Origin of the sequence: Blautia schinkii, from assembly GCF_013304825.1 — a bacterium.
Taxonomy (GTDB): domain Bacteria; phylum Bacillota; class Clostridia; order Lachnospirales; family Lachnospiraceae; genus Blautia_A; species Blautia_A schinkii_B.
Map to the genome: position 1 here is coordinate 95,374 of NZ_JAAWUO010000007.1, position 16,680 is coordinate 112,053.

At 40.4% G+C, this 16,680-nt stretch carries 14 protein-coding genes and 1 pseudogene; 7 read left to right on the forward strand and 8 right to left on the reverse strand.

Annotated elements, in window-relative coordinates; translation table 11 throughout:
• The first annotated feature begins 13 nt into the window (after nucleotides 1-13).
• From HFM85_RS07095 to rfbD, 4 genes are all read left to right on the forward strand, one after another.
• Entirely contained in the window at nucleotides 14-1,195 is a 1,182-nt protein-coding gene (locus tag HFM85_RS07095) for a MerR family transcriptional regulator (protein WP_173737583.1), read from the forward strand.
• 123 nt (nucleotides 1,196-1,318) lie between these two features.
• Nucleotides 1,319-2,215: a glucose-1-phosphate thymidylyltransferase RfbA gene (gene rfbA / locus HFM85_RS07100; RefSeq protein WP_173737582.1), complete on the forward strand. Its 897-nt coding sequence runs from the start codon at nucleotides 1,319-1,321 to the stop codon at nucleotides 2,213-2,215.
• A 28-nt stretch (nucleotides 2,216-2,243) separates the two neighbouring features.
• On the forward strand, nucleotides 2,244-3,278 hold the full coding sequence (gene rfbB / locus HFM85_RS07105) for a dTDP-glucose 4,6-dehydratase (RefSeq protein ID WP_015525710.1): 1,035 nt from the start codon (nucleotides 2,244-2,246) through the stop codon (nucleotides 3,276-3,278).
• Complete coding sequence (gene rfbD, locus HFM85_RS07110) at nucleotides 3,275-4,207, forward strand: dTDP-4-dehydrorhamnose reductase (protein WP_173737581.1); 933 nt, start codon at nucleotides 3,275-3,277, stop codon at nucleotides 4,205-4,207. The genes rfbB and rfbD overlap by 4 nt, the downstream gene beginning before the upstream one ends.
• 138 nt (nucleotides 4,208-4,345) lie before the next feature.
• Here the strand turns inward: rfbD and HFM85_RS07115 are convergent, their stop codons facing one another.
• Nucleotides 4,346-5,968, reverse strand: a complete 1,623-nt coding sequence (locus HFM85_RS07115) for an LCP family protein (RefSeq protein WP_173737580.1) — start codon at nucleotides 5,966-5,968, stop codon at nucleotides 4,346-4,348.
• A 116-nt stretch (nucleotides 5,969-6,084) separates the two neighbouring features.
• The gene (locus tag HFM85_RS07120) at nucleotides 6,085-7,536 is read right to left on the reverse strand and encodes a hypothetical protein (protein ID WP_173737579.1); all 1,452 of its coding nucleotides are present in this window, start codon (nucleotides 7,534-7,536) and stop codon (nucleotides 6,085-6,087) included.
• A 179-nt stretch (nucleotides 7,537-7,715) separates the two neighbouring features.
• Between HFM85_RS07120 and HFM85_RS07125 the strand changes: the two genes are divergently transcribed.
• From HFM85_RS07125 to HFM85_RS07135, 3 genes are read left to right on the forward strand one after another with little or no spacing between them, the layout of a single operon-like run.
• On the forward strand, nucleotides 7,716-9,215 hold the full coding sequence (locus HFM85_RS07125; RefSeq protein ID WP_173737578.1) for a hypothetical protein: 1,500 nt from the start codon (nucleotides 7,716-7,718) through the stop codon (nucleotides 9,213-9,215).
• 51 nt (nucleotides 9,216-9,266) lie between these two features.
• A complete protein-coding gene (locus tag HFM85_RS07130; RefSeq protein ID WP_173737577.1) occupies nucleotides 9,267-10,172 on the forward strand; it encodes a winged helix-turn-helix domain-containing protein in 906 nt (301 codons plus the stop codon).
• Nucleotides 10,172-10,810: a hypothetical protein gene (locus HFM85_RS07135; RefSeq protein ID WP_173737576.1), complete on the forward strand. Its 639-nt coding sequence runs from the start codon at nucleotides 10,172-10,174 to the stop codon at nucleotides 10,808-10,810. The genes HFM85_RS07130 and HFM85_RS07135 overlap by 1 nt, the downstream gene beginning before the upstream one ends.
• A gap of 47 nt (nucleotides 10,811-10,857) precedes the next feature.
• Here the strand turns inward: HFM85_RS07135 and HFM85_RS16665 are convergent.
• From HFM85_RS16665 to HFM85_RS07165, 6 genes and pseudogenes are all read right to left on the reverse strand, one after another.
• Nucleotides 10,858-11,245 (reverse strand): annotated as a pseudogene (locus HFM85_RS16665) (PD-(D/E)XK nuclease domain-containing protein); the annotation flags it as partial.
• Nucleotides 11,246-11,303: 58 nt separating this feature from the next.
• Entirely contained in the window at nucleotides 11,304-11,453 is a 150-nt protein-coding gene (locus HFM85_RS07145; RefSeq protein WP_173737575.1) for an AAA family ATPase, read from the reverse strand.
• Nucleotides 11,454-11,565: 112 nt separating this feature from the next.
• A complete protein-coding gene (glmS, locus tag HFM85_RS07150) occupies nucleotides 11,566-13,404 on the reverse strand; it encodes a glutamine--fructose-6-phosphate transaminase (isomerizing) (RefSeq protein WP_173737574.1) in 1,839 nt (612 codons plus the stop codon).
• 66 nt (nucleotides 13,405-13,470) lie between these two features.
• Nucleotides 13,471-14,859 carry a phosphoglucosamine mutase gene (gene glmM, locus HFM85_RS07155; RefSeq protein WP_173737573.1) on the reverse strand — a complete coding sequence of 463 codons (1,389 nt, stop codon included), beginning with the start codon at nucleotides 14,857-14,859 and terminating at the stop codon, nucleotides 13,471-13,473.
• A gap of 1 nt (nucleotide 14,860) precedes the next feature.
• Nucleotides 14,861-15,250, reverse strand: a complete 390-nt coding sequence (locus tag HFM85_RS07160) for a VanZ family protein (protein ID WP_244092499.1) — start codon at nucleotides 15,248-15,250, stop codon at nucleotides 14,861-14,863.
• Between the two features lie 182 nt (nucleotides 15,251-15,432).
• Nucleotides 15,433-16,671, reverse strand: a complete 1,239-nt coding sequence (locus HFM85_RS07165; protein WP_173737571.1) for a nucleotide sugar dehydrogenase — start codon at nucleotides 16,669-16,671, stop codon at nucleotides 15,433-15,435.
• Between the last annotated feature and the right edge of the window lie 9 nt (nucleotides 16,672-16,680).

The following is a 16,680-nucleotide window of genomic DNA, read 5'->3' on the forward strand; positions in this document are numbered from 1 at the left end:
GATTCTATTTTTTATGAAAAAAGACGGCTACTATTCTTCCGGCGAATTTGCCCGCATGGCACACGTAACTCTGCGTACTGTCCGCTATTATGATAAACAGGATATCCTGAAACCCTCTCTCGTCACCGAATCCGGCGCACGTTTTTATACAGACGAGGATTTTGCAAGGCTTCAGCAGATCCTGCTGCTGAAATACCTTGGCTTTTCCCTGGATGATATCCGCGAAATGACGATCGGCGATTCTGACTACCATTTTATGCTCAATTCCCTTAATATCCAGCTTCGTCTTGTCCGTGACCGGATTGAACAGATGCAGCTGGTGGAAAAAGCCATCCAGGATACAGCGCAGGTGATTCAGGAGCAGCACACCATCGACTGGAGCCAGATGCTGAACCTGATCCACCTTACAGGCATGGAAAAAAGTCTCAAAAACCAGTATCAGAATGCCACCAATATTTCCTCCAGGATCAACCTCCACAATCTGTACTCTCAGAACAAACAGGGCTGGTTCCCATGGATCTTCCAGCAATGTCATATCAGACCGGGACTTCGTATCCTGGAACTTGGCTGCGGTGACGGAACCTTATGGACTGAGAATCTTTCGCTGATCCCGGAAGATATTTCCATTACACTTTCCGATATTTCCAGCGGGATGCTCCGAGATGCCAGACGAGCCATCGGTTCTTCTGATACCCGCTTTGCTTTCCGGGCTTTTGACTGCAAAAAGATTCCTTACAAAGATGAAAGCTTTGATCTGGTGATTGCCAATCATGTACTTTTTTACTGTGATGATATCCCTGCTGTGCTGAAAGAGGTCTGCCGCGTGCTTTCCCCTGGAGGACATTTTCTCTGCAGTGCCTACGGGAAAGCCCATATGCAGGAAGTCAGCCAGCTTGTAGAAGATTTTGACGATCGAATCGTTCTCTCCGCTGATAAACTTTATGAACGTTTCGGAAGAGAAAACGGCAGGAAAATCCTGGATCCTTTTTTCCCGGATGCAAAATGGCACTCCTACGAAGATTTTCTCCTGGTCCAGGATGCAGAGCCACTGATTTCCTATGTTCTCTCCTGTCATGGCAATCAGAATCAATATATTCTTGACCACTACAAAGAATTCCGAGCCTTTGCCACAAAAAAAACTGCCAAAGGTTTCCGCATTACCAAGGATGCCGGCGTATTTCTTTGTGAAAAATAGACAAAAATAAAAAATATGAAAAAAGTCTCTTGAAAGTGACCTTACGTCATCTTTTATAATGAGGTCACAGTAAAAAGTGCAGGTACGTCAATGCTGCACATCACAATGTAAAGGAGAAACGATATGAAAGGAATTATTTTAGCAGGCGGCTCTGGAACACGTCTTTACCCGCTTACCATGGTAACATCCAAACAGCTTCTGCCGATCTTCGACAAACCGATGATCTACTATCCGATGTCCGTTCTTATGAACGCAGGCATCCGTGATATCCTGATCATTTCCACACCTCAGGATACACCAAGATTTGAGGAGCTTCTTGGAGATGGACATCAGTTCGGCGTAAACCTTACTTATGCTGTACAGCCAAGCCCGGACGGACTGGCTCAGGCTTTCATCATCGGTGAGGAATTCATCGGCAATGACACAGTATGCATGGTTCTTGGCGACAACATTTTTGCAGGACACGGCCTTAAAAAACGCCTGAAAGCAGCTGTTGACAATGCTGAATCAGGCAAGGGTGCTACTGTTTTCGGATACTATGTAGATGATCCGGAGCGTTTCGGAATCGTAGAATTTGACCGGAACGGAAAAGCTGTTTCCATTGAAGAGAAACCGGCACAGCCGAAAAGCAACTACTGCGTAACAGGTCTTTACTTCTACGACAACAAAGTTGTTGAGTATGCAAAGAATCTGAAACCAAGTGCAAGAGGCGAGCTTGAGATCACAGACCTGAACCGCATTTATCTTGAGAAAGGTCAGCTGAATGTTGAGCTTCTGGGACAGGGATTTACATGGCTGGATACCGGTACACATGAAAGCCTTGTTGAGGCAACTAACTTCGTAAAAACCATGGAGCAGCATCAGCACCGTAAGATCGCGTGCCTTGAGGAGATCGCATACTTAAATGGCTGGATCACAAAGGATGATGTTCTCAAGGTTTATGAAATCCTCAAGAAAAACCAGTATGGACAGTATCTGAAGGATGTTCTGGATGGCAAATATCTGGACGCACTTCACTGAATAATATTATAAAAGGAGATTTTTTCACATGACAATTATCGTTACCGGCGGTGCCGGATTTATCGGAAGCAATTTTATTTTTCATATGATGGAGGCTCATCCTGACTATCGCATCGTATGCCTGGACTGCCTGACTTATGCAGGAAATCTTTCCACTCTTGCACCGGTTATGGACAAACCGAATTTCCGCTTCGTAAAGGAAAGCATCACAGACCGTGATGCGGTTTACAAACTCTTCGAAGAAGAGCATCCGGACATCGTAGTAAACTTCGCAGCTGAGAGCCACGTAGACCGTTCCATCGAGAACCCGGAAGTATTCCTTGACACAAACATCAAAGGTACTGCTGTTCTTATGGATGCCTGCCGTAAATACGGTATCCAGCGTTATCATCAGGTTTCCACTGATGAGGTTTACGGAGATCTTCCGCTTGACAGACCGGACCTTTTCTTTACAGAGGAAACTCCGATCCACACAAGCAGCCCGTACAGCTCTTCCAAAGCCGGTGCTGACCTTCTTGTTCTTGCTTACCACAGAACATACGGCCTGCCTGTAACCATCAGTCGCTGCTCCAACAACTATGGTCCGTATCACTTCCCGGAAAAGCTGATTCCTCTTATGATTGCCAATGCACTGAATGACAAGCCTCTTCCTGTTTACGGAAAAGGTGAGAACGTCCGTGACTGGCTCTATGTTGAAGACCACTGCCGCGCTATTGACCTGATCATCCACAAAGGACGCGTAGGTGAGGTTTACAACGTAGGTGGACATAATGAGATGAAAAATATCGACATCGTTAAACTGATCTGCAAAGAGCTCGGCAAACCTGAGAGCCTGATCACACATGTAGCTGACCGTAAAGGTCATGATATGCGTTACGCTATCGATCCGACCAAGATCCACAACGAACTTGGATGGCTCCCTGAAACAAAATTCGCAGACGGTATCAAAAAGACGATCAAATGGTACCTTGATAATAAAGAGTGGTGGGAAACTATCATCTCCGGCGAGTACCAGAACTACTACGAAAAAATGTATGGAAACCGTGAGGAGGTTAAAGCATGAAATTTTTCGTAACAGGCGTTGGCGGCCAGCTTGGCCATGACGTAATGAATGAACTCTCCGGACGTGGCCATGAAGGTGTAGGAAGTGACATCGCTCCTTCCTACAGCGGCATTGCTGACGGTACACCAGTTACTGCCATGCCGTATGTACAGCTTGATATCACAGATAAAGATGCTGTCGCAAAAGTGATCCGCGAAGTGAGGCCGGACGCTGTGGTACACTGTGCCGCATGGACAGCTGTAGACGCTGCCGAGGATGAGGAGAACCGCGAAAAAGTACGTCTTGTCAATGTTGTGGGAACCCAGAACATTGCAGATATCTGCAAAGAGCTTGGCATTAAGATGATGTACATTTCCACTGACTATGTTTTCGATGGTCAGGGAACTGCTCCATGGGATCCTGACTGCAAGGACTACGCCCCACAGAACGTATACGGCCAGACTAAACTGGACGGCGAGCTTGCTGTATCCGGCACTGTAGATAAATTCTTTATCGTGCGTATTGCCTGGGTATTCGGCAAAAATGGCAAGAACTTCATCCGTACCATGGTAAACCTCGGAAAAACTCATGACAAACTTACTGTTGTCAGCGACCAGATCGGTACACCAACCTATACCTTCGACCTTGCCCGCCTTCTGGTAGACATGCTGGAAACAGAAAAATATGGCTACTATCACGCAACCAACGAAGGCGGCTACATCAGCTGGTATGATTTCACAAAAGAAATCTTCCGCCAGGCTGCTGCCCTCGGCCACAAAGAATACGAGAAAGTAGAAGTTTCTCCTGTCACAACTGCAGAATACGGCGTATCCAAAGCAGTCAGACCATTTAACAGCCGCCTGGATAAGTCCAAACTTATGAAAAACGGCTTCCAGCCCCTTCCTACATGGCAGGACGCACTGGAGAGATATCTGAAAGAAATTCTGTAATACGTATACAATAATATAAATACAGCCCGGGAAATTATTTGTGCTTCCCGGGCTGTTGTATTATTGTTATCTAATTTATCTAATTTTATGATTTCTTTAATGCAGCCTTACGCTATTACCATCCACGCTACATTTATATTACTGCTGCACAGTACCATCTGCCGGCTGTGTCTCTGCACTGCCGTCCTGTGTGGCATTGGCTGTTTCTCCCTGAGCAGCAGCTGTGCTGCCTTCTGCTGTTGCCTGCACATCATTATCTGCTGCAGCGGCTGCAGATGTAGCTGCATCAGCCTCTTCCTGAGAAACAGACTCTCCATTACGAACCTTCTTCATCATCTCTTCAGCCTTCTGAACTGTAGACTCATCCGGAATCATAACATAAGCTTTCTGACTCATGGAGTACGGCTTCTGTGTATCACCGCTGCCATCTACACTGTAGCTTACAATATTCCAGGAACCACCATTATTCAGCTGCTGCTGAAGCAGTCTCGCGATCTCCTCATAAGAGATATTTGTCTCAAAGCATCCCTGAATGCTGGAAAGAACAGATGAATAATTTTTCAGAAGCTCCGGTGAAAGAGCCTTGTTGATCACACCCTTGATAACAGCCATCTGGTTCTTACCTCGCTGACGGTCTCCCTCAGTAAAAGCATAACGCTCACGGCTGAACACCAGTGCCTGCTCACCATTCAGTAAGTTCTCCCCCTGGTTAAAATGATATCCTGTCTCATTCTTGGAATCAAAATCATAATCAGAATAAACAGTAACACCGCCCAGTGCATCGATCAGCTGCTCAAAACCTGCAAAGTTGATCCTGAAATAATAATTGATATCCTCATTATAAAGCATTCCAAGAGTATCCATACATACATTGATGCCATAGATACCAGCATGTGTCAGCTTATCCTTCTGTCCTCCTGAAATAGAAAGCGGAACAAAATAATCACGAGGTGTAGAAACAAGCAGTACCTGTCTTGTATTTGTATTCACAGTTGCAATAATATTGGAATCGCTTCGGCTCTTCGCCACAAGACCACTTCGGCTGTCAATACCACTGATAAAGATCGTATATACAGAACCATCATTGGTATTCTGTGCTGTCTCATTCTCAGTCTCCTGCGGTTCGATAGTTGTCTCTACCTTCTTCACTGTCAGCTCTTTGATTCTTGAAGAAACATCGGAATATCCATCCATCTCTTCAATAACGCTTAAATATGCACTGTTCAGTACGATCGCACCTGTCTGGCCATTCAGAAGCCCGTCTACAAGCTCTGTAAGTCCTGTATACTCCTGAACCTGAACACTCTTGCCAACCTCAGAATCAACTTCCTGAATCGCCTTATCAGAGTTCTCTCTGTCAAGATCTGTCAGCACACCATACACATAATCTGCTGTAGCGGCAACAGAATCCGCGGCATCATCTGCACGGACATAAATACCAACCTCAGTCACCTCAGTATTTACACCGGAAATCCCTGCAAGTGCGGAATGTGTCTTATAAATATACATACTTCCAAGAATGAACACAGCCGCAAAAACAGCTGCCAGCATCACACCTACAACAAACCTTATCTTACCATCAGTACTCCAGACAAGAGCCCCAACGATCAAAATCAGCACCAGCATAAACAAACCAATACCAGCCAGGAACTTGGTCGGGACTACTTTCATATTCAGGAGCATAACTGCAAACACGATCGCAGCGATCAAAACCAACAGCGTCACGATCATCCCCGGGATATGCTTACCCATTTTTCTCATATGCAAACCTCCATTTTTGTCTTAGTGTTTAAGTTAAACATCTTCATTATTTTACGCTTTTTTTGAGGTAAAAGCAAGGAATATTAATATTGTAATTATTCGCTGCAAATCTTTGACTACGGTACCCAGTTTTTAAATGATGCCCAGTTGTCTTTCGCAGCTGCTTTCATCTTTTCTGCTTCTTTCTTACATAAAGCATCTCCATACTCTGCTGCATTTTCATAACATACTGCTGAATATGTATAAAGGACAAATTCTTTTGCAGACTGTTCTTCCTTCTGCAATTTATCAAGTTCCCTGTATTTTTGTTTCTCGTATACTTCATCTGCAAACTCTCTCAGAAGCAAAGCTGCGCCCTTATAGCATTCTTCCTTCACTGACTTTCTGCTTACTCCATGCCGTAATGCACTCATATAAATATCTGTGCCTCTAAGGCAGGCAATTCCTATCGTTCTTTCTGTTATATTAACACCTCCGCAAGACTCCAAAAATTCATCTATAGAACTACTGTAAGTCTTACCCAATTTCAAAAGAATACTTCCATTTGCGTTATCATTTATCGAAAGATTTCTTTCTTTTAAAGTCACATTTCTAAAACTTTCCAGATCATATACTTCCATATCAGTATATAGCCATCGATCTATCTCTTTAAAATGTTCATTATCAATCCATTGTACACAAAAATTCTTTGCTTCAGATAATGCATTTTCTAGACTAACAATTTCATCCATTTGCAGATCACTCAGATATAAATTCCATAACAGATTAAATGCCTCTTCTGTTTCATCAACCTCCTCTTCTTCATTTGTTTCCTCTTCAGCTATTACTTCTGTTCTCTCTTCAGTTTTTCCCTTTTGTTTCTGTTCAGCTTTGTAACTATCGGCATTATCTTTATTCGCCATATTATCGCCTTGTTCTATTGTTTCAGATGCATCTAAATTATTAAATCCTACTATTGCCACATTTAGACCAACTACAAAAACAGCTAGTCCTATCGCCCTGCGCACAATTCTTTTTACCCTATTTTGAAATGCAAATAAATCCTGGATACATTCCCAAGATGCTGCTTTTCTTTCTTTTTGACATTCTATTTCATATTGTGTGAAACCTATATCCTCCTGAAAAATTCCTTTCCTAATTTTCTCATTTTTAAAATGGATAATTATTTCACAGTTTAATATTCTGTTTTTCCATTTACCAATACTTTTTTTAGAAATTTTTTCTATTATATGCTCAATCTCTTTTAGTATAAATATCCCCAACAACAATATAGCTAAACTCTTCCAAATATTCTTTACCAATACCCCCGCCAGCAGCTGTAATCCTCCTGCCGGCAGAACAGCAATCCACTCCAAATATTTAGATTTCCAATCTTCCTCATCTGATTTTTCATTTTTTTTGGCTTTTTTTCTAAGCACGTTTGTTTTTTTGTTAATCGCGTCGATTTTTGCAGTTTTAAGCATCTCTAATTTTGGATCATTTTGTTCTATTTTGGTATCATGACAATCTGCACATGGAGTTTTATATTCTTTTTCATCTATACATTTATTTCCATTAACATTTGCCATATTTTTCCTTCTTCATTTATATTTAAAAAACCCATATTTCAAACTGACATATACTGATATGATAGCACAATATTCCCCTTTTATCAATTAACATCTTATTAAATTGAACTGAAATTGAAGTGTTTGTTGTCAATCTCAATTTATTATGCTATAATGAAGTAAATTTGGAGGTGAAAGAAATGACATCTACTCAATCCGCCCAGAAATATATGAACATTATGGCAATAGCACTACAGATAGTCAATAATATCCCCCAAATGTTCAACCAACTATTTGCAGCTCAGGATTATGAAGAAGTTTCAAGTTTTGTAACAACATCCTTAGATGCTTATTGGAGTGATGATAATAACTCCTTCCTGCATAATCTTGAAGATTTTTTACAAACTATCCAGAAAGAAAAAGACTTAAATCGCCAGCAAATCATGGCTATTGCCTTTTGCCTGTGGTTAGATTTCCGGATAACCTATACCAGAAACGAGAATAATACAGCCGGAAACCGTATATATTTTTCACTTACTAGTCTTGTATCAGTATCTGAGAATAATTATGCAGTTATAGATTCCCTAAACACCAATTACAATGAAACTGGAATCTGGATCAATCCCAAATTTCCAATTGCAACACCGCATATCATTCGTAATGAAGAACTTTTTGAAAAAAATATTTCCAATAGAGACATTTTTGAAGGTATAAATGGCTTGCTTAAACATTGCAGCTATGTCTCATATGACAATAAAAACATTATAAAAAACATAATTATATCTGATACTTTTTTAACTGAAAAAGACGACTGTTCCTTTTCCATTGGGTTTTCTCCAATATCTGATCGTAAAGATCTATTACAACTTGAAGATCAGCCAATAGAACGCAACGGTATAAAATATAATGGAGAACTCGTCAAGCCACTGAACCACGCTGAAGAACTACTAGAACGGCTTAAAAATGACTGGAATTTAGCCGGAGATATGAATGTCGATATTTTTTTCACACCAGAACTGTTAGGAACTTCTCTTTCCGAGAAAAATGATGGCGAATATAATTCCTTTCTATGGGAATGTTCCAATTTGAGATTAGCATCTGGCAAAAATGTTCCATTGTTAACTATCCTCCCCAGCTACTGGTCAGATAATTATAATCGTTCCACTATTGTCAGTTTAGACGGGCAGATTATCGGTCATCAGGAAAAGCATATTCCTTTCGTTGATAAAAAAAACCACAAAATGGAAGCTCTCGCGGAAATCCAAGAATGGTCTACTGTACTGATCCATATTCCGAATGTCCATAGAATCGCTATTGTAATATGCGCAGAATTTTTATCTGATCAGGATCGAATCCAAAAATTTCTATGTGGAAGTTTGGGTGCAACGCTACTGATCGTACCTTCTTATTCCAGAGGTGAACAGGATTTTATCAATGCTTTACCTGCTTTAAAATGTTACGGAACTACCATTATATGGGGTAACTGCTGTGGAGCAGTTGCTTCCAACGAAAAAGCTATTGGTGGATGTGGAATTGCAGGTACAACACAAACCATCACTTTTGGCAGTAAATGTAGCTGTAACTTCTCATGCCAAAATATAAAGGCTTGTGTTTTTAAAGTTAAAATCCCTCTGGATTTCGAACTTTCAAAAACAACCGAATCTTTTACAAAAGAAAATATAACTCATAATATCCAATGAAAGATTCGAATAAATTTATATCATCAATCACTTAAAAAGGAGGAAAATTTTATGCGCAAAGAAATCTGGATGCATACCCAAACAAATCTATCAGAATCTTTGGAGAAACAAGAATACACTACTCTAATCCAATATGCCTCTGATAATAAGGAATATGTTATAAACGAATGGTATAATTCCGATAATTCTTCACTTAGCCAAATCCTTCGTTACGGAAACTCACAATTGAATTATTTTGAACATCACTTACCAACGGCATCAAAAGAGGATGCTATTTTTCAATTAGGAACTTTAATGGGCGTCATAAAAACATTCAAAGATTTTCTACATGAAAAACAGCAAGAAAATCTGACAGCCCAAATTTACCAAAAACAGGTTTTATCTGTTAAGCATTTAAAAGATATTATTTTGCTATTAGAAGCCCATGGAATTATGAGTCATTCAGAAATATGCAAAAATTTAGATTTAAAAGAATCTACCTTATCGGAAATAATGAAAAAAGCAGCTTCTACTAATCTTATAATATCCAGTAAAGCTGGCAAATATAAATTATATAGATTAAGCGATAATGGCAGATATTTAAGCCGACAATTACGAGCCAAAACAACAGTATCTACAAATAGAGATGAATTATTAAAACAACTGAAATTCCACCTAAAAGCATCAGCATCTGAAAATTCCTTTAAAGATACTATAAAAAAACTATTGGAATACAATGACCCCAATATCAAAAATGAAATTACAAACATAAAAATTGCTCCTGGCAACACCATTACCGTTCTTCATACTCCTGATAAAACAATACAAAAAGAGCGCTACGAAATAACTGGTATCCCGATAAACAGTAAAGAAGACAACGGTGGTGATGTGACCTTAATGGCTCGAAAAATAAAATATGATTTTGATGCACTGGACGATATAAAAAATATTATTTATGAAGAAAAGGATTTAGCATAATGAAAAATGTAAGAGAAATGATTCAAATTAAATGCAGTAACGCAACTGGTAATATCTATGATATATATTATGCTTTATATATGGATTTTTTATCAGAATCACAGCTTGATAACCCTGCTTCTATTTTGCAGGAATTATTAGAAGAGGTATCTCGGTATAAATTTGAAGATGATAAAAATTACAAATATATCGCTGAGACAGATATCGAAGAAACTCAGAACCACTATTTTTCTTTATTAAGTGCATATATCCATAGCCTCACACTAGATAATTTAAATGAACAAGATTTTTATTCTAAAATTTATAATGTGGTATTTAAATCTGATATATTTCCACAGGACATAAAATCTCAGTCCATTTTATTATATTTTTTGGCTGAAAAAATCCCTGAAATTCCATATTTTCAGGCAACCAACCTATTAAAAATGCCTGCGGAGGAATACAAAGCAACTATCCAACGTTTAAATCCTCAAATCGAAAAAATCATAAATATTTTAAACCGAAGATTTGCAACCCGGACAGAAGAAGCCTCGCAAATATATGAAATAATATCTTCTATCGAGGATAAAAAAGATAAAATCGTCCTTCTCGCTGTATATACTAATATTATTCAGCGGAATATAAATAATAGACAGTAATATATGTAAGTGCCCCAAACAATTTTGAGGCACTTACACATTTTTAATTATAATCTGGTATATTTAGAAATATTCTCAACAACCACTCTACATCTATTTTTACAGAAAGCAATTCCATATGCCAGAATCTTATTTCGGCTATCATTACGCAGATGCTCATCATATCTTCGTTCTTTTATCTGATTCATAGCCCTCTCACATGCCTTCTCCAAACCGGCAAATGTCTGTACATACTTCAGTTCAATAATGATCCCTGCATCCGTATACCTCCGGTTCCATCAAAATATCTGCAAAACCATCTCCAAACTCCACATTGGACTGAACCAGCCAGTTTGGATCACTTCGTAAAAGTCCCAGAAGAATTCCATGGTAAAAAATCTCTTTCTCACCATCTCGTGCTTTTTTATCAAAAATACTGATCGTCTTCCCAAGAATGCTTCTCTGCCCACCAGCTCTGTCAGATGATATCTCGCATCCTCAAATGTAAACCCGTCTACATTCTGCAATGAGAGAAATAACACAGGAACCTTCCCCCACTGCTCAAGAAGCTGTTCATCAGCCTTGTCTTATCAACATAATAAAATCCAGCCTGCCGGATCTCCTGGAAGTTCTCAATTCCTACCGGCAGCTTCCATCTTCTCATAGCCCGTGCTCCACTCCTCTCCCAAATAACAGATTTATTTCAGATTAGCACAACACGATCTCTTTGTCTATGGATTTATTTCGACAAGCTTGGACAAGACATCCCCGTCCTCTTACTCCACCGTAACACTCTTAGCCAGATTCCTAGGCTTATCCACATCCAGACCTTTATTCACACTCACATAATATCCCAGCAGCTGTAACGGAATCACAGCCAGAGAGGTTGCAAAATGCGGATCTGTTTTTGGAATATAAACAGTAAAATCAGCGGTATCTTCAATATTATAATTTCCAAAAGTTGTCAGACCCATAAGATAAGCACCACGGCTCTTGCACTCTACCATATTGCTCACTGTCTTCTCATAAAGCTCCGGCTGTGTCAGAACACCGATCATAAGTGTACCATCTTCGATCAGGGAAATCGTGCCATGCTTCAGCTCACCTGCAGCATAAGCCTCTGAATGAATATAACTGATCTCCTTCATCTTCAGACTGCCCTCAAGACTGATGGCATAATCAATACCACGCCCAATGAAGAAAACATCCTTCGCATTAGCCTGCTTGGCTGCAAACCACTGAATACGCTCCTTATCCTCTATGATCTTCTGAATCTTATCCGGAATTGTCTGGAGCTCTTTTACATAAGAATCACACTGTTCCACTGTAATCTCTCCCCTGACCTTTGCAAACTGCAAAGCCAGCACATATGCTGCGATCAGCTGAGTACTGTATGCCTTAGTCGTAGCAACAGAAATCTCCGGACCTGCAAGAGTATAAAATACATTGTCCGCTTCTCTGGCAATAGAAGAACCCACAACATTTACGATCGCCAGTGTACGGATTCCTTTTTCCCTGCATTCTCGAAGCGCAGCAAGACTGTCAGCAGTCTCACCGGACTGACTGATGATCACTGCAAGTCCATTCGGATCCAGAAGCGGCTTACGGTAACGGAACTCTGATGCCAGTTCCACACGAACCGGAAGACCGGCCAGATCTTCAATCACATACTGCGCAGCCATTCCCACATGATAAGCAGAGCCGCAGGCCACAATATAAATCTGGCTGATACTTCGGATCACCTCTTCTTCCAGTCCGATTTCAGAAAGATCCAGCTTGCCATCACGGATAACGGAATTCAATGTATCTGCAACTGCCTTCGGCTGTTCATGGATTTCTTTCATCATGAAATGTTCAAATCCTGCCTTCTCCGCAGCCTCTGCATCCCACTCAATAACTTTCGGCTCCTTCTCGATCTCCTCGCCGTCCAGATTATAAAATGTGATTTCTCCTTTCTTCACGCAAGCCAGTTCCTGATTACCAATATAGTAAACATTTCTTGTATATTTCAAAATTGCAGGAACATCCGAAGCAATATAAGACTCTCCATCTTCCACACCAAGAATCATCGGGCTGTCTTTTCGCGCTGCAAAAATCTCTTCCGGATAATCACGGAACATCAATGCCAGCGCATAAGAGCCTCTGATGCGTACCATAGCATGACGAACTGCTTCAACCGGAGATTCCCCATATTTTTTGTAATAGTAAGCTACAAGATTCACTGCAACTTCTGTATCCGTAGAAGAATAAAAAGAATATCCCTTACGCAAAAGCTTCTCTTTCAGCTCCTGATAGTTCTCAATGATCCCGTTATGTACAGCAATCACATTTCCATCATTACTAATATGAGGATGCGCATTCCGCTCAGAAGGCTCCCCATGAGTTGCCCATCTGGTATGTCCGATTCCACACATACCCGGAACAGATTCCCCTCCGTTTGTTTTTTCCGCAAGAATCCTAAGACGCCCCTTCGCCTTGATCACCTCAGTATCCTTTTCCCCGTCACGAACTGCAATACCCGCCGAATCATAGCCTCTATATTCCAGTTTAGAAAGACCATCCAGAAGAATTGGTGCTGCCTGCTGCTTTCCTGTAAATCCAACAATTCCACACATAACTTTATACTCCTCTTATCACCCATGTACTCTAAATTCATTTCTCTTCAGAAATAAATCATATTTTTATTCGGCTGCATGTCCCTTTCTACGGACAACATCCACAACCTGATCCACATATTTTCTGCAAAGTTCCTCACTCTCAGCTTCAACCATCACACGGAGCAGCGGCTCTGTACCGGACTCCCTCACCAGGATCCTGCCTGCATCACCCAATTCATCTGCGACCCGCTGCACTGCTGCCTGCACATCTTCATCAGCCTGGGCAGCCACCTTATCAAGAACTCGTACATTCTCCAGCACCTGCGGATAAATCTTCAGTTCCGCAGTAAGCTCGCTGAGTTTTTTCTTCTTTGCCATTATAACTTCCATCATCTTCAGGCTTGTAAGAATACCATCACCCGTCGATGCATACTTGGAAAAAATAATATGTCCGGACTGCTCCCCTCCAAGACGGCACCCGTTCTGCATCATATATTCATAAACATATTTGTCGCCAACAGCAGTTTTCGCATACCCGATATCAGCTTCATCAAAAGCTCTGTACAGCCCAAAATTGGACATCACAGTAGTAACAACTGTATTTGTCAGAAGTTTTCCCCTCTCCTTCATGTACCGGCCATAAACATAAAGGATGGCATCACCGCTGACAACATTTCCCTTCTCGTCCACACAAAGACAGCGATCTGCATCTCCATCATAGGCAAAACCAACATCCAGGCCATTATCAGCTACAAGTTTCTGCAGTCCTTCAATATGAGTAGAACCTGCATTGTTATTAATATTTGTTCCATCTGGCTGGGCATTGATCACATATGTCTCTGCACCCAATGCGTCAAAAACAGCTTTTGCTATATTCCAGGCACTTCCATTTGCACAATCCAGACCAACCTTCATTCCCTTAAAAGAATACACTCCAAGAGAAATCAGATAACCAATGTAACGGTTTCGCCCTGCTGCATAATCTACGGTTCTGCCAATCTCTTTCCCTTTTACAGCCGGAATCTCGTGCCATTTCTGACCAAAAAGCTGCAGTCTGTCATCCAGATAATCCTCAACCAGTGCAATGGTCTCTTCTTCCATTTTTTCACCCTGACCATTGATCAGCTTGATTCCATTATCATAGTAAGGATTATGACTGGCTGAAATCATAATGCCACAGTCAAAACCATCTGTACGGGCCACATAAGCTACAGATGGCGTAGTTGTAACATGAAGAAGATACGCATCAGCACCAGAAGCCACCAGGCCGCCAACCAGCGAATATTCAAACATATAGCTGGAACGGCGGGTATCCTTACCGATCACGATCCGTGCAGCTGCCGTCTCCCCGGCTCTTCTTCGAAGCTCATTATAGTACCATCCCAGAAAACGCCCGATCTTAAACGCATGATCAGCCGTTAAAGAAACACCTGCTTCCCCGCGGAAGCCATCTGTTCCGAAGTATTTTCCCATTTTAGTTCTCTCCTTCGTGTATATTAATATTTTTCTGGCAAAACCATGAAATCAGTAAAACACCTAACATACATCCTAATCCATTATGAACAATATCATCAAATTCAAATAATCCCCGGCAGGTAATCAGTTGCAATGTCTCAATCACAGACGATGTTCCAAAACCGATCAGCAAGCCTTCTTTCCATCCGATTTTTCGTCCCAATGTCACCGGAACCAAACATCCATAAGGCAATAGCAACAAGCAATTCAAAATATTTTCCTTAAGCATCTCTCTGTCATGATGCAGAAAAACCGCTTTCCAGGACCAGAAAAGATGCAGTTCATATTGTGGCTGTGCATATGGAATCCGCGTAAAAACCGTGGATTCCAGCACTGTCCATAAATACATAAATAGAGAAATTCCTGCAAGACCTTGAGAAAAACGAATTCTGTCTTTTTTGTATAATCGAAACAAATTTCCCGCAAGTAAAATTAATAATATAAAAAACCAAAAGAAACCTTTTACTCCCCAATTTGAATTCTGTGTGACGATTATCCTGTATATTCTCATTTAAATTTATAACTTATCTTTTAATCTCTGTAAAAAATGTCTCGTGTATACACTTTGTCTTTTACATCATTCAAACAAACATCATACCTGTTTGCAATAATTGCATGACTTTGCTTTTTAAATTCTTCCAAATCGTTTACAACCCGGCTGCCAAAAAAAGTACTTCCATCTTCCAATGTTGGCTCATAAATAATAACTGACGCACCTTTGGCTTTAACACGCTTCATAACTCCCTGTATAGAAGACTGCCGGAAATTATCTGAATTTGATTTCATAGTAAGACGATATACACCAATTACAACCTCTTTTTCCATAGAAGCATCATATGTATTCTCATCTCCATAAGCATAATATCCAGCTTTCTGTAACACACGATCTGCTATGAAATCTTTCCTTGTTCTATTAGACTCAACGATTGCAGACATCATATTCTGTGGAACATCTGCATAATTTGCCAGAAGCTGCTTTGTGTCTTTCGGTAAGCAATATCCACCATAACCAAATGACGGATTGTTATAATGAGAACCGATTCTAGGATCAAGGCACACCCCATTAATAATCTGCTGTGTGTTCAGTCCCTTCATTTCTGCATAAGTATCAAGCTCATTAAAATATGAAACTCTGAGAGCCAAGTATGTATTAGCAAATAGTTTTACCGCTTCTGCTTCTGTAAATCCCATTATCAAAGTATCAATATTTTCTTTAATCGCACCCTCCTGTAACAATCCAGCAAACGTGTTCGCAGCTTTTACAAGTCTAGCATTTTCAACATCTGTTCCCACAATAATTCTGGATGGGTACAGATTATCATATAATGCTTTTGACTCTCGTAAAAATTCCGGACTGAAGATAATATTATCACAGTGGAATTTTTCTCTAATACTTGCGGTATACCCTACCGGAATTGTAGATTTAATTACCATAATTGCATCTGGGTTATATTCAATAACCAGCTTAATCACAGCTTCTACCGCTGATGTATCAAAAAAATTTTTCTTACTGTCATAGTTCGTAGGTGCAGCAATAACTACAAAATCCGCATCTTTATATGCAGATTCCGCATCTAATGTAGCTGTCAGATTTAACTCTTTTTCCTTTAAGTATTTTTCGATGTATTCATCCTGTATCGGACTGATCCTTTTATTGATTTTCTCCACCTTTTCTGGAACAATATCAACTGCTATTACCTCATGATTTTGAGATAATAATGTGGCAATAGAAAGTCCCACATATCCAGTTCCTGCTACTGCTATTTTCATTTTACTTCT